The 16,498-nt window shown below is 48.0% G+C and carries 3 protein-coding genes and 1 riboswitch; all 3 genes read right to left on the bottom strand.

Features of this window, described 5'->3' with window-relative positions; translation table 11 throughout:
• Nucleotides 1–112 precede the first annotated feature (112 nt).
• Entirely contained in the window at nt 113–1,513 is a 1,401-nt protein-coding gene (locus PGRAT_RS03500) for an NCS2 family permease (RefSeq protein ID WP_025708338.1), read from the bottom strand.
• A 122-nt stretch (nt 1,514–1,635) separates the two neighbouring features.
• A riboswitch (purine riboswitch) is annotated at nt 1,636–1,735 on the bottom strand.
• Nucleotides 1,736–1,852: 117 nt separating this feature from the next.
• Nucleotides 1,853–11,629, bottom strand: a complete 9,777-nt coding sequence (locus tag PGRAT_RS03495) for a non-ribosomal peptide synthetase (protein ID WP_052415685.1) — start codon at nt 11,627–11,629, stop codon at nt 1,853–1,855.
• A 13-nt stretch (nt 11,630–11,642) separates the two neighbouring features.
• Entirely contained in the window at nt 11,643–16,478 is a 4,836-nt protein-coding gene (locus tag PGRAT_RS03485; RefSeq protein WP_025708389.1) for a type I polyketide synthase, read from the bottom strand.
• Nucleotides 16,479–16,498 lie beyond the last annotated feature (20 nt).

Raw genomic sequence — 16,498 nt, 5'->3', positions numbered from 1 at the left:
TAATCCAAATGCCGGATGATGAAAAGACCACGAGAAAAAAGCCCCGCCTAATATAGGCAGGGCCGCGGAAATAGGAAACTGCAAGTTCTGGTAAAATTGACGAAGGCTATCCTTAGCCCTGGCTGCCGACCAGAAGGTAACGCAGTACGATCAGGACGGCGAGCACCCACATCATCCAGTGGATGTCGTATTTCTTCTTGCCGGCAAGATTGGCAACACAGGCCAGAATGACATAGGTTACAATACCAAACGAAATCCCGTTCGCAATATTGTAAGTGAAAGGCATGATGGCAAAGGTAAGGAACGCCGGAATGGCCAGGACCATATCCTGAAAATCAATTTCACGGATGGACTGCGCCATAAGCACACCGACAATGATCAGCGCGGCCGCAGTAGCCGGACCTGGAATCAGCGCGACAACTGGTGCCAAGAACAGAGCCAGCAGGAAGCAGACACCGGTAGTGACAGCAGTCAGACCTGTCCGGCCGCCTTCGGCTACACCGGCAGCACTCTCTACGTAAGCAGTAGTGGTGGAAGTTCCCAGCATCGCACCGCCAGCAACAGCTACTGCATCGACGAACATGGCATTTCCGACACGTTTTTTGCCTTCTTCGGGGTTCTTCATAATTCCGGCACGCTCAGCGGTACCAACAAGCGTACCAAATGTGTCAAACAATTCTACGAACGTGAAAGTGGCAATTGCGGACACGATACCGGTATGCATAATGCCCTCCCAGTCAAATTCCCAGAAGTTGAGCTGTGAGAAATCAGGAACCCAAGGCGTCTGCGGATTCGACAGCGTGCTGAAATCAACAGCGCCCATGAGAATTGCGACGACGGTCGTGCCCAGAATTCCGAACAGGATTGCGCCGCGCACGTGCAGCACCATCAGGATGGAGATCAGCAGCAGGCCGATAATCACCAATTGAACATTGGTATTCTCCAGGCTGCCCATATGAATAACCGTTTCAAAGGAAAGGACGTCTGTGAACTTATTGGCGGCGATATCCTTCCCGGCTTCAACGCCGATCGTCATCAGTCCGCTGTTCTTGAGGCCGATAATGGTAATGAACAAGCCGATACCGACGGTAATGGCATGCTTCAGGCTGTCGGGAATCGCAGTCAGCAGAATCTGCCGGACCTGGGTAATAGTCAACAGGATGAAGATAATACCGGAAATAAATACGGCGGTTAATCCCATCTGCCAAGTGAATGGATGATCAGTAGTCTGCGAGGATAAAACAACGGAAGCAAAATATGCATTAAGGCCCATACCAGGTGCCAGCGCTACCGGAAAATTGATGAACACCCCCATCGCAATGGTGAAGATCCCTGCCGCCAGCGCAGTCGCCAGAAACACAGGATACCAACCCATTTCGATTCGGCCAAAAGCAGTCAGCGTGCCGGGATTTACCGACAAAATATACGCCATTGCCATAAACGTGGTCAGACCGGCCATGATCTCTGTGCGCACTGTGGTGCCGTTTTCTTTCAACTTGAAAAAGCGGTTCAAATTGTTCTCCCCCTAAGGTGTATGTTGTCTGAAAGCAACAAAAAGCCGGCATCTTGGGAGACACCGGCCCGAAAAAAGAGCAGCTTCGCATGTCCAATGGATAAAAATCCGAAGGATCGTGAGGCCTTGCTCTTCTTAATCGTAGCCAGGTCATTACGGTGACCTCGTAGAGACTTCCGGGCCGATTCCCGGAATTATACGAATATTTATGCTGCTCTAACGCTTTATTATTTTAGGTGTACTTCACATGAGTTGTCAATGGTAAATACGAACAATGAACGTAAATATTTTGTTATTGTTCGTAATTCAGACATTTCTCTGGATGTCCCTTAGTTTATTTCAAATGGGGCTGGAATATACTTGCGGGTGTAACAATTGATAAATCCCCATCAGAACTTCATGCTCTTGTGAACTCAAAACTTCAAGTGACTCTAGAAGCTCAGAAATTAAGTACTGGTCATTGGTGAACATATAACGTAAAGCGGATAACCTTACAGTATTGAAACGACTAGCGATCTCCTCCATCTTAGTCACTAACGGTGCCAGTATATCTTCAGGAACAAGCCCCTGTTCCTGAATAAATTGCAGTCTTTCAACCAGTCCCATTTTATGCTCGTACAAAAGATGGAATGGACGGTAATCCAGTTTCGTTTGATTGGCTTGTGATTGCCTCACATAACGGATAATGGGCTGATATACCTCTATCCCATAAATATTGTCTTTAAATTGATACATATTGTGTTCCTCCGGGAGAAGCTCAGCACTTTTATTGACCGAATGAAGATAGTCATAAAGCTGAGTTAAGAAATTCTCCATGGAAAACATGTGATTCTGCTGGATGATTTCCAGTTTACAGCTGTATACAAGCCCATATGATTCTCCTCCCAATTGATCCATGGACTTTGAGAGTTCAATCCCGCTTTTAAAAGCCTCTTCAAATAAGGTATAGCTGATTTTATAGGAACGGAATTGACGGTTTTCATCATAACCAATCGTGTAAAGTTGTTGTTCCTCCCGGTCATATCCATAAACAAAAATATCATGGATAAAGTGTTCCTTGCCTTGGCGAACGGTATAATACTCATCGATATAGGTATGAAAGTAATTGTCAGAATCGATGAAGGACTCCACTGCTCCGATAATGGATGAATGCTCCAGCTCGCACCGGTTTATTTTTCTGCACTCCAGCCATTTTCTAGGTATCTCCCAGCCTGCATAGACGTCAAGCCAAATCTCCTCCATTTCTTTAATTCTTACACGTTTGCTTGGCGCATAATACAGCTGCACATAGTTTTCATAGTACCAGGGGATTAACTCTTCATAAGACAGCAGCACACAGAGAAAATAAGCATTATGCAGATAACAGCTCATTTTGGTCTGAACTACAATCCGCAATACTTTTTTGTACTCATCCATGACAGCTGGTTGAATAATATTATTTAAAGGATCAGGCGACCAATTCATATGGCTTACATTATCATCCTGCTCGAGCATACTAAAAGAAATTTGCTGATCCTTGCTGATTTTACTATCTGCCGGATTAAATGATCCGTCCAGGGTACGGCTGATTATGTAATCAGCCAACTTCTTAATGGTCTTGTACTTACTGACATCTGCCAGTGTAGCGTTAATGTCATGTCTATTCATTTCAGCTTCCAGCGAAATTAAATGCAGCGATGTCCCTCCCAGCTCAAAGAAATCATCGTGAATGCCTATTTGGTCAACACGAAGCACCTTCTTCCATAACTCAGCCAGAATTGTCTCCGTCACGTTCTGCGGTGAAGCATAACGGTCCCCGGATGAACCAGCCGCATGCAGGGTCAGAAGCTCCTGGCGGTTTAGCTTGCCGTTCGGAGTTACTGGAATCCGGTCAATGAACATGATTTTGGAAGGCACCATATACGGCGGGAGTTGATGGGCAAGGTGTTCTTTACAGCTTGGTATGGTTACTTTATTGTCAGACACAATAAAAGCTTCAAGCATGCTGCTTCCCATACTGTCTGCACGAGCCAGAACAACTGCCTCCCGGACACCGTCCATCTTCAGCAATTGGGCTTCAATTTCCCCCAGTTCGATGCGGTATCCCCTTATTTTGACCTGGTGATCCATTCTTCCCAAATATTCAATATTGCCGTCAGGAAGCCAGCGGGCCAAGTCTCCCGTCATATACATCCGTTCCCCGGGATGGTACGGATCAGCGACAAATTTCTCCGCCGTGAGCTCCGGTTTGTTCAAGTAGCCTCTGGCAACTCCCGCCCCTGCGATACACAGTTCTCCTGCCACTCCCAATGGCTGTATTCGCCGCTCCTTGTTCACAATATAGATTCGAGTATTATCAATGGGCTTGCCGATCGGCACCGCTGCTCTTACTTCTCCTTCGCTGCAGTCATAATAGGTGACGTCCACCGTCGCTTCTGTCGGACCGTACAAATTATGCAGTTTGCTCCCGCCTCCACCCAGCAGCCGGCGGAAGTTCTTCACCTGGGCCGCGTTCAGCGCCTCTCCGCTGGCGAAGACATTCTTTACGCTGGCAAGCCGTGCCGATGCGCCAAACTGTTCTGCATATTCCAGGAATGCACTCAGCATGGACGGCACAAAGTGCAGCGTGGTTACCTTCCGTTGCTCGATCGCCTCAATTAGGGCGCCCGGGTCCTTCTCCCCCCCAGGCGTCAGCATATGCAGCTCCACTCCCGCAAGATACCACCAGAAGAGCTCCCAGACGGATACGTCAAAGGTGAACGGCGTTTTTTGCAGTATAACGTCCCCGGCTTCGAGCGGATACTGCCTTTGCATCCACTGCAGGCGGTTCATTACGGAATGGTGTTCAATCATAACTCCTTTGGGATTCCCGGTAGAACCCGAAGTGTAAATGACATATGCCAAGTCATCGGCCGCCGCCCCGCCTTCCAGATTGGTGTCTTCGGAAGCATACGAGCCTTCATCTTCCAGATCCAGCAGCTGGACACTGGAAGCCTCCTCCAGAAGCGCCGTGAACCGGCTCTGGGTCATCACCAGCGAAGCTTGGCTGTCCTCCAGTAAATAACGGATTCGTTCAGCAGGATAACCCGGGTCAATAGGCAGATATGCCCCGCCGGCTTTTAGAGCGGCCAGCAGACCTACCATCATTTCCATTGACCGTTCCACGCCGATGCCTACAATGGTTCCCGGCTTAACCCCTTTTCCGCGCAAGGTTCGGGCCAGACGGTTGGCCCGGCGGTTGATTTCGCCATACGTCCACTGTCCATTGCCGCTTGTGATTGCCCGTTGTCCTTCCCGGAGATGTGCCTGCTCTTCAAATAGGCGATGCAGGGGTTTATGTTGTGCATAAGGTACCGGTAAAGGGTTGAAGGCTGTTATCAGCCTATTCCGCTCTTCCGAACCCGCCAACTCAAGGTCGTCAATCAATTGATCGGGGCTCCCGGCAATGCCGGTCAAAATATTTCTGAAATAGCTATAAATATCCTCAACCTTCTCGGCAGGGAAAATAGCACTGTTAAATCCAAATCGTATTTTCACATTATCATCCGGGAAAACAGCCACACAAAATTCATAGCCGTTTGTCTGTTCGTACACTTTTACATCTCGAATAAAGATATCGGGGCTCTCTGTATCAGTTGGTGCTTTATTCGGAATATTCTGAAATACGAACAGATGCTGAATCAAATCCTTGTTCAGCAGACTGGAAGACTGGATATCGTATAAAGGACAAGAACGATAGGGGACGGAATCCAAGGCTTCCTGCTGTACCCGTCTTAAAAGCGCCGCAAAGGAGTCCTGCTCTTTCGCATGAATACGAACCGGCACTGTATTGATGGTCAATCCTACCATTTGTTCAATGTCAAGGACATCGGCATCACGCCCTGAAACCACATTGCCAAACACTACATCTCTGCGGTTGTTGAATTTTTGCAGCATGATCCCCCATGCGGTTTGGAGCACTGAGTTTAAGGTTACCTTATATTTTTGGGCAAGACCGGCCAGTTTTTTTGTAAGTTCCGTACCCAATGTGTAGGTTCTTTCGTCAAATATATACTCATCTTCAATAGGCCGCATGGTTTGGTATGGCAGTTCGGTCAGCTCTTCTACACCCTCTAAATATTTCGTCCAAAAGCCCAATGCCTTCGTCTGATCCTGACGGTTAAGCCATTCCACATAAGAGCTGTATTGGACCTTGCCTGTCTCTAAAGGCAGCTGTTGACGCAGTAAAACCATGTTCTTGACCAAAGCATTAATGATTAAATGCATACACCATCCATCCATGAGGATATGGTGAAAGCTCCACACAATCGTATACCGGTTCTCTCCGCAATGTAACGCGCTGCATCGCATCAAGGGTCCCGTTCTTAAATTAAAGCCCTCTGAGCGGTGTCTATCCCGGACCACATTCAAGGCTAATTCAAATTCTGCAGGTGTCAGGACTCCCGGTTCAATTTCCACCTCTAGGTCAGCTGTTTCGAGGACGGCCTGAAGCAGATCATTATCCTCACCTAATACAAATACCGTCCGGAATACATCATGTTGCCGTATTAATTCTTGAAATGCCTGCTGGAACACACCGATATCCGTAATGTCAACCATTTCAAACGTGATCTGCTGAATATAGGCCTGGCTATTTGGATGAAGCTCACAATCGAACCAGATGCCTCGCTGCAACGGGGTTACAGGATAAACTACCCCTTGTGGCCCGGCCCCTATCTTCTGAATGATTTCCGCTGTTTTTAGTTGTTCCGTCCCATTGATTGGGCCACATACAGATTGTTCAGCCGTCTTTCCGTCAACCTCATCCGCATGCAGCACCAGAGCCAGTTCCCGGATGGTGGGATTTTGAAAAAATTGAGACAACTCTAGACTATAACCAGCTGCTTTCAGACGGGACAGTACACGGATAGCCTTAATGGAATCGCCCCCCAATTCAAAGAAGTGGTCAGTGGTTCCCGGTGTATCACCTTGAAGAACTTCTTTCCATATCAGCGACAGCAGCTCTTCTTCCTGTGTGGCAGGAACAGTAACTTCACGGCTATCTGTTAAGCCCATCTCAGGGATCAGCAGTGCCTTCCGGTCAAGCTTTCCATTGGAGGTGATGGGAAGCGAATCGATTAGATTCAGATGGCCCGGAATCATATACGCCGGCAGGTTGCGGGCTAATTCTGCACGCAGCTTCTGCAAGTCCACCTCATGATCGGCCACAATATAGGCACACAATAGAGTTCCGCCCAATTCCTCGCGAGCCAGAACAACTGCCTCCCGCACACCGTCCATCTTCAGCAATTGGGCTTCAATTTCCCCCAGTTCGATGCGGTATCCCCTTATTTTGACCTGGTGATCCATTCTTCCCAAATATTCGATATTGCCGTCAGGAAGCCAGCGGGCCAAGTCTCCCGTCATATACATCCGTTCCCCGGGATGGTACGGATCAGCGACAAATTTCTCCGCCGTGAGCTCCGGTTTGTTCAAGTAGCCTCTGGCAACTCCCGCCCCTGCGATACACAGTTCTCCTGCCACTCCCAATGGCTGTATTCGCCGCTCCTTGTTCACAATATAGATTCGTGTATTATCAATGGGCTTGCCGATCGGCACCGCTGCTCTTACTTCTCCTTCGTTGCAGTCATAATAGGTGACGTCCACCGTTGTTTCTGTCGGGCCGTACAAATTATGCAGTTTGCTTCCGCCTCCACCCAGCAGCCGGCGGAAGTTCTTCACCTGGGCCGCGTTCAGCGCCTCTCCGCTGGCGAAGACATTCTTTACGCTGGCGAGCCGTGCCGATGCGCCAAACTGTTCTGCATATTCCAGGAATGCACTCAGCATGGACGGCACAAAGTGCAGCGTGGTTACCTTCCGTTGCTCGATCGCCTCAATTAGGGCGCCCGGGTCCTTCTCCCCCCCAGGCGTCAGCATATGCAGCTCCGCCCCGGCATAAAACCAGCAAAACAGCTCCCAGACGGATACGTCAAAGGTGAACGGCGTTTTTTGCAGTATAACGTCCCCGGCTTCGAGCGGATACTGCCTTTGCATCCACTGCAGGCGGTTCATTGCGGAACGGTGTTCAATCATAACTCCTTTGGGATTCCCGGTAGAACCCGAAGTGTAAATGACATATGCCAAGTCATCGGCCGCCGCCCCGCCTTCCAGATTGGTGTCTTCGGAAGCATACGAGCCTTCATCTTCCAGATCCAGCAGCTGGACACTGGAAGCCTCCTCCAGAAGCGCCGTGAACCGGCTCTGGGTCATCACCAGCGAAGCTTGGCTGTCCTCCAGTAAATAACGGATTCGTTCAGCAGGATAACCCGGGTCAATAGGCAGATATGCCCCGCCGGCTTTTAGAGCGGCCAGCAGACCTACCATCATTTCCATTGACCGTTCCACGCCGATGCCTACAATGGTTCCCGGCTTAACCCCTTTTCCGCGCAAGGTTCGGGCCAGACGGTTGGCCCGGCGGTTGATTTCGCCATACGTCCACTGTCCATTGCCGCTTGTGATTGCCCGTTGTCCTTCCCGGAGATGTGCCTGCTCTTCAAATAGGCGATGCAGGGGTTTGTCCAGGGTATAGCTTATGCCGGTATTATTGAACCATTTCAGGAGCAGAGAGCTCTCTTCCTCTGAGAGCAGCGGAATTTCGGACAGCTTGATTTCCCTATCAGCTGCAACGGCTTGTCCCATTCGAATGAAATGGTTGATCATTCGTTGAATGGTCTCTTTCCGGAAGAGGCTGGTGCAGTACTCCAATTCAAACTTGATGCGTCCTCTATCCGGCGTCGCCTGCAGCGTTAAGTCAAATTTGGATGTTGTATTGTCCAGTTCATATGGAGTAAAGGATACGCCCTCTATGTCAAATGACTGGTTTATCCGCTCCTGCTGTACAAACATCACATCAAATAGAGGATTACGGCTTGGGTCCCGCTGAACAGACAGGAGTTCAATTATATCTTCTAAAGGATAATTCTGATTGTCATATGATTGTAACGTAGCCTGTTTAACTTCCGCGAGGAATTCAACAAAGCTCTTGCCGCCTTTGGGATAACTTCTCACCGGAACGGTATTGACGAACATCCCTATCACATTGTCTACTCCCGGCAAATTCCTGCCGCTGTACGGAATACCGACTATAACATCTTCCTGCCCCGAATAACGTGACAACAGGACGTTAAAAAGTGTAAGGAACACCGTAAAGGAGGTTGTTTGTTCCTCTTTGGCTAACTCCAGCAGCTTTGCCGTAGTCTTTTCATCCAACTCAAAGGTGAGGCGGTCACCGTCAAAGCGTTGAATGGAGGGTCTGGGATCATCCAGAGGCAGCTGGAGCACCGGAAGTTCCCCTGCTAAGGTATCCCTCCAATACTGTTCCGTACCCATTTTGGCCTCCGTTATTGCCGTTTCATGCTGCCATTCCACAAAGTCTTTAAATTGACAAGGAAGTTCAGGAAGCTCTCTGTTTGCATATAAGCTTATGAGTTCACGGATCATGGTTTCAATTGAAATACCGTCGGAAATGATATGGTGCGTATCCAGCATTAGAATAAACTTTTGTTCCCCGTACTTCACCACACCCACTCTCAAGAGATTATCCGTGTGAAGATCGAACGGACGGACAAACTGTTGCGTGAGTAGAGGCAAGTCCTTCTCATCCGCTTCGAAATAAGCAAGTTCAGGCTCGGTATCGTTACTGATTTTTTGAATAATATCCCCGTTGCCCCGGACATCGAAATGAGTGCGGAAAGACTCGTGCCTGCCGATTAATAAACGGGCAGCTTCCTCAAGACGCCGGATATCCAAATTCCCGTACACTCTGGACATGACGGGCAAATTGTACATCAGACTGTTTTCGGCAAGCTTCTGCTGGACGTATATTCTCTTTTGGGAGGAAGACAGCTCATAAGCATCGCGCGGTTCTATGCAGCGTATTAAAGACAGCGCTGATTCCGTTGCAGGCGCATGTTGAGCAGCTTCCAGATGAACGCAAAATTCCGTAATGCTAGGATGTGACAATAAATCCGGGACCGTTAAAGACATCCTTTTCCGGGTATTGATGTAATTAACAATTTTCATGGCTTGCAGAGAGCTTCCACCCAAGTCAAAAAAATTCGCATTCACATCCAATACTGAATACCCAAGAACGTTGCCCCAAACCTGGACAATTTCGATCTCCGTGTCCGTATACTTTTCATTTATTCGGCCTTGAAGGTGTATCACAGAGCTTGCATTAAGGGCATTACGGTCCTTTGGATTAACCGCCATGGTGGTTGCCGCTTGTAATTCAGCCGTCCCGTCTACCCAATAGCTCTGGCGATCATACGGGTATACTGGAAGTGACACCCTGTTATAGTTTCTTCCTGAATAAAATGCTGTCCAGCTGATATCAACTCCATTTAAGTAAAGCATTCCAAGCTGTTTGAGTTGTTCTTCAGTTCCCGGACCGTTGGATGTGATCCTATCGATAATCCGCTTGGCTTCTTCCGCCCCCTCCCGGGTGCTCATATGGCTATTTGGCCGCTCATAGCTAGCTTTTCGGAGTTGGATGAGAAGTTCCTCGGCATTCTTAAAAACAAAGGCCATTCGATGTTCTACAAAGTGAGTGCGGCCGGTATTGGCTGTAAAACAGAGCTCCTCCAAAGATGGAAACCGCTTATCTTCTACAGCTCTTATATAACGGGATACCAATTCCTCCATCGAGCTTTGTTTCTTAGCAGCAAGCACCAGAATTTTGAAGTCATCGGACTGTACAGGTACACAATGCGGAGCTTCTTCCAGCACAAGGTGCCCGTTGGTTCCGCTGAAGCCGAAGGCGCTCACTCCGGCCCTCCTGGGTTCTCCCGTTGTAACCCAAGGCATCCTCTGGGCATTTACATAAACAGGCGAATTTTCAAATGGAATTAGAGGATTCGCTTCATTATAGTGAATGGTAGGAGGAAGCAGTTTGTTTTCGAGCGACAGTGCAACCTTTATTACAGAGCATAGACCGGAAGCAGCTACAGTATGTCCAATATTGGGTTTAACGGAACCAATTGCGCAGAACTTCTCGGCATCCGTATATCTTCTAAAGGCTTGGGTTATCCCCTTCACTTCTATTGAATCGCCAACTAACGTTCCTGTTCCAAATGTCTCAATGTAAGTTATGGTTTGGGGATCGATTCCCGCATTCTCCCACGCTCTTACAATCACAGACTCTTGTGCGTCCGCATTGGGGGCACTGATCCCGTTGGTTGCACCGCTGTTATTGACGGCACTGCCCTTAATAACTGCATAAACATGATCCCCGTCAGCCACCGCTTGATTCAGCGGCTTCAGAACAATCGCTGCCACCCCTTCGCCCCAGAGCATTCCATTTGCATCCTTATCGAATGTCCGGACGATCTGGCTTCCTGCTTCCGCCTCAATCTCCTCAAGACCGGAATTAAGGGGAGCCAGGTACAGATTGATTCCTCCTGCTATTGCCATCGCGCATTCTTTATTCTGCAAAGCACGGCAAGCCGTATGGATCGATACCAATCCGGAAGAGCATGCGGTGTCCAAAACTATGCTCGGACCTTTAAGATTCAAGAAATAAGAAATCCGGCTTGCCAGCAGACCGGTCCACGAGCCAATCATATCTGAAAAGTCCGGGTCCGGAATCAGATTAAGATAAGCTCCTTTAAATTTATGGGTATGATCCGTACCTACGTAAACGCCGGTATTTTCGGGCAGCCGGTTCTGACCCGCATATCCGGCATCCTCGATGGAATGGTATACCGTTTCTAAAAACAGGCGCTGCATCGGATCCATGTGGGCTGCTTCTGCTGGAGAAATACGGAAGAACTGAGGATCAAATAAATCAATATCTGACAAGAAACCTCCCTTCAAAAAGTCAGGTGAGTGCTGGCCATACTGCTGATTTATATACTGGGCAATCTTTGCCTTCCGCATTTCCGGAAAATCTCCGATGCTTGATAAGCCGTCTTCCAGATTAGCCCAAAATGATTCCAAGTCTTCTGCATCAGGGAGGCGGCAGTTCATTCCAATGATCGCAACATCCTGCTCCCGGTCTTTGGACTGCAGTTCCTTTAAGAATTGAATGGCTGTATCTTTATCCAGATTCCGCCCCTGGACTTGTTTCAAGATATACTCTGCCAGCTTTTTTTCGCCCACGATTTACACCCCTTTAATTAAGTAAAGACTTCAAAGCATCTTCAACACTAAGCTTTCCGGTTTCCATATCATCAAGTAAATTGGAAAGTTCCTGCTCTGACCTATTGTTTTGCAGTTCGGAATTCGAACGGGCAGCCTGATTGCCAGAAGTTTTGCGGTTAATATAATCAGACATCTGAATGACAGACGAATAGGTAAAGATATCCGAAATATCCAAGATATTTGGCATCACATTGTCGATTGCTTTTAATAAATGCGTCGCCAGGATGGAGTCGCCTCCCATCGAGTTAAAGCTTTCATACACATCAACTTCTTCGAGGCCAAGCACTTGTCCAAAAATGGTTCCGATGATGTGTTCAGTCTCGCTGTAGTCTGCATTGCTTTTTCCAATAAGATCAACCTTGGCAAAAATGGGACTCACGGAGTTGTCCGCTGCCCAGACGGTACCACTTCGTTTGAGCGTGTTCATGTGATCCTCTAAAGCCGCAGATAAGGCAAACGGCAGAGCAGCTTGATTACGGATGAGTACAGGAAAATTGATTAGTGCCGGTGTTATTCTTGCAACCGGGGCATTGATAATCAAATCCATTACTTGAAATGCCTGCTCTCTCTCAATGAACCTGAAATTCAAGTATTCTTCCTTCACCTCATAATCAGCAGCCATTCCCACCTCTTTCCATGCAGGCCAGTTGATGGCCTTTGCATTTATCCCTTTCTTGCGCATGCGTTCGGCGAATGCATCCAGAAAAGCATTGGCCGCCGTATAGTCGCCTTGCCCTGCTCCGCCCGTCAAACTTGTAACGGAAGAGAAGAGAAGGAAGAATTGCAAAGTGTCATTGCGGGTCAGCTGTTCCAGATTCCATGCCCCTTTAACCTTCGGGTCCAGAACTCCTCTGAACACATATTCTTCTTTTCTGAGAATAAAACCGTCGCCCGCCACACCGGCGCAATGGATTAGACCATGGATTGCCCCAAATCTGTTCCGCAATGCTTCCAACGATGCAGATATACCGGAATAATCTGTTACATCCGATTGAACCAGTGTTATTACTGCGCCCTTGCGCTCAATCTGGCGTATCATCCGAATAATATGTGCCTGCTTCTTATCAGCTCCAGGCTGTTCGATAATACTGTTCCAATGATCACGGCCGGGGAAGGAGCTGCGGCTGACCAGCGCGATATTTATGTTCCCTTTGTCAGCCAAATAATCGGCAATCTCCAGCCCCAGCCCTCCGGTTCCTCCTGTGATTACATAACAGCCTTCATTCTTCAACTGCTGTAGCGCTTCCGGTTCATCCGGGAGCTGCAGCGCAGCTAATTCCTCCACATAGCGCATGCCGTTTCTATAGGCTGCCTCATAAGCGGTTGAAACTGAGGCCAGTTCATCCACTACAATCTCAGCTGTAACGCTATCATCGATGTCAAGTGCACGACAATTGATATTTCCGTATTCCTGAATAATAGCCTTGCCCAGACCAAACATTGATTTGCTGTACGGATTAAGTACAGGCTCCTTGCCATTCACCTGATTGATGCTGTCGGCAACCAGTACAATCCGGACATCGCTGCTTCTCTTTTGCTGCAGCAGGGTTTTCACCGTATAAAATAACCACATCACACTTTGCTGCTGACGATGGTCAAAAGAAGCTGCATCTATAATCTCTTCAAGTTTGCTGCGGCAATGAACCATATGCACAAAATGAGTAACTTGACGGTGCTCCAGCTCTGTCAATAAGCACTCAATATCCTGATGCGACCAGCCCACACTATACTCATTGTCGTTATATTTGGTATATGAAGTGCCGGATATAACAGAAATGACCTCTATACCCTGTCTGCCGAGTTTTACTGCAACTTCCTGACTCAGAGAATCCTGGGGTTGATGAAGCAGTACGACACATCCGCTATCCAGACTGTTTGATACAAGACTTTCAGGCTTCCAGCACATTTGGTAAAAATCAACTTTATCTGTGATTAATTTATTGAATTGTTTATTGATTTCTTTCGCTTTTTTAATGGAATAGTTTGAAATCTCCGCCAACACACGGCCGGATTGGTCACAAAGAGTGATATCGAATGTAAAAACTTCTCCGTTCTCGGTCTTTCCCGGTTTCTGCCGGACAAAACTGTACAAAGAACTGGGGAGGTTCGAGTACAGCTTAAAGCTTTTATAGGTCAACGGCAGATAGGTCCCTTCACCGATACTTTGGCTCGTTGAATTCACTGCATTATCCAGCAAGCCGGGGTGGATCTGAAAAGTATTCACATCCTGCCGGAGTGTATCCAACAATCCAAGCTCAATCAGAATATTTCCCTTTGTAAAAAATAAATTTTTCACATTATCCCAACGGGGGCCAAAGGTAAATACATGTGGGTCAGAATCAAAGTTGATGGTTTCAGGCTTCTCCCCAGCCTGTGCCAGGAGTGCCGGAATATCCACATCCGCTGGCGGCTCCCCGCTCCATTGCCCGATATATCCTTCCGCATGCACGACCCAGCTTTCATTTTGGGTGCTTCCGCCTTCCCGGCTGGCCATAACACATTTGAGATGATTTTTCTCTTTGGTTACAATGATTTGCATACACTTTTTCTCGTTCTCTTTAACTACAAGCGGCGACATATAAAAAAGATCGCGGATTTCCAATTGATTGGTCCGGAAGTACCTGAAACCCACTACCCTGGCAATCTCGACATACGTTGTTCCCGGCAGCACATAGTGCCCCATAATTTTATGGTCTGACAAAACCCAATGATCCTGCATTGAAAACTCCGTCTCATATATTTGCTGATCCTTCGTCTCGGCCACACAACGTTGTACAAGGGGGTGGATATACTCTAAGACTTCCGAATGGTTCTTAATGGTGCTCTTCTTAGGATTGGCCCAGTAGCGGATACGTTCAAACGGATAGATAGGGAGACTGATCTTCAATCTGCCTTCCCCTTCATAGAAGAGATTCCAATTGACTTCCGCACCTCTTACATATAGATTGGAAACTTCCATTAGAGTCTGCTCAGTCAGAGCCCCGCCCTTGGTCTTCAGGAGCAGATCTGTAGCAATCCTTCCGTGTGTCCCCTTTTCATTGTCAGTAATCTCTCCACTTTTCCGGTCCACTTTCGTATCTGGAACTGTTCTGTGCTCACTGTAAAAGATCCCGTTGCCAAGAATCCAGCGGAAATCAGTCTTCTCCGCAGTTTCCAGCCGTTCGATCAATTCCTCGCGATGATTAAACACCAGAGCCAATCTGTGGGTATAGTGGCCGCGGCCCGTATTCGCCGTATAACACAGGTCTTCTAACGAAAGGTCAGTAACATTATTGCAGTAATCCAGGTAGCTGCGGACTAATGCTTTCACCCCGGCCTCTGTCTTAGCCGATAGCGCAAGAATATGGACAGGCCCATCTGGTAACGGAACTCTTTCCGGTGCTTCTTCCACAATAACGTGACAATTCGTCCCGCTGAAGCCGAACGAGCTGACTCCGGCCCGTCGGGGTGCCTCATTCCTCTTCCAGTCCCTGAGTCTGTCATTTACATAGAGAGGCGATTCAGCAAAATTAATATAGGGATTGGGGTTGTCAAAATTACGGCTGGGCGGAAGTTTGCGGTTTTTCAGGGCTAAAACCACTTTAAGGAGTGAAGCGACTCCCGATGCCCCGACCATATGGCCCATATTTGTTTTGAGCGAGCCGATGCCGCAAAACTGTTTTTTATCCGTATAAGTGCGAAAAACGTTAGATAAACCTTTGATTTCTATTGGATCCCCAAGAACCGTTCCTGTTCCGTGGGCCTCCACATACTGAATGGTTTCAGGATTGATTCCGGCTTTATTCCAAGCGCGCTGGATGACGTCCTCTTGAGCAGATACGCTGGGAGCGGTTATTCCATTTGACGATCCATCGTTGTTAATTGCACTTCCTCTGATAAGAGCATGGATATTATCCCCATCTTCCAAAGCCTTTTTCAGCGGCTTCAGAAACAAAACGCCTACTCCCTCACCCCAAACTGTTCCATCGGCATCCTTATCAAAGGTACGGATTTGGTAATTTTTTGATTCGACGGAGCCTAAATCCATTGAACCCTTGCCATGGGCGAAATAGCCCCCAAAACTATGTGCGATACCGCCCGCAATGGCCATATCACATTCCTTGTTTCTGATGGCTTGGCACGCGAGATGGACAGATACAAGGCCGGAGGAACAGGCTGTATCTATTACCATAGCCGGACCCTTAAAATTAAATATATAGGAAATCCGGGAAGCCAGTATCCCCTCCCATGTACCTGTTAAATGCATCGGATCGGCTTCAGTGAGGTATTTATATAGAGCGGTGCATGTGTTATCCCTTCCAACAAACACACCGGTTCTGCTTCCTATCGTCTGCGCTCCGCCATAGCCTGCATCCTCTATAGATTCCCATGCCGTCTCCAGAAAAAGCCTCTGCAGCGGGTCCATGTACAAAGCCTCTCTTGGGGGGATGCCAAAAAAAGCAGCATCAAATTTATCGACCTCATCCAGATACCCCGCCCTGGCATGATTCTTCCGGTCTTCTGTGACAACTGGCGGCTCCCCATCAAACAGGAATTCAAAATAATGCGGATTATCAAAAATAAGACTGCTGTCTTTTTTACGCTGTTCTGGAAATTCACTGATACAATTGTTTCCTTCCATCAGATTTCTCCAAAAATCACTTAAATTCGGGGATTTCGGGAATTTTCCGGCCATTCCGATAATTGCCACACTGTCCTCTTCCGCTTTTGGCAAACTCCGCAGCTCCGTGAGAATCCCCTCAGCCTCCTGGCGGTTCAAAGAACCTTCCGCAACTTGCTTCAACACATAATTCCGTAGAGTTGACACAGTACATTTCCCCTTGTAAA

The sequence above is a fragment of the Paenibacillus graminis genome, from assembly GCF_000758705.1.
GTDB classification, from domain to species: Bacteria; Bacillota; Bacilli; order Paenibacillales; family Paenibacillaceae; genus Paenibacillus_AQ; species Paenibacillus_AQ graminis.
Note: the sequence above shows the minus strand (reverse complement) of the source record. Positions and strands in the feature narration are given on the sequence as shown.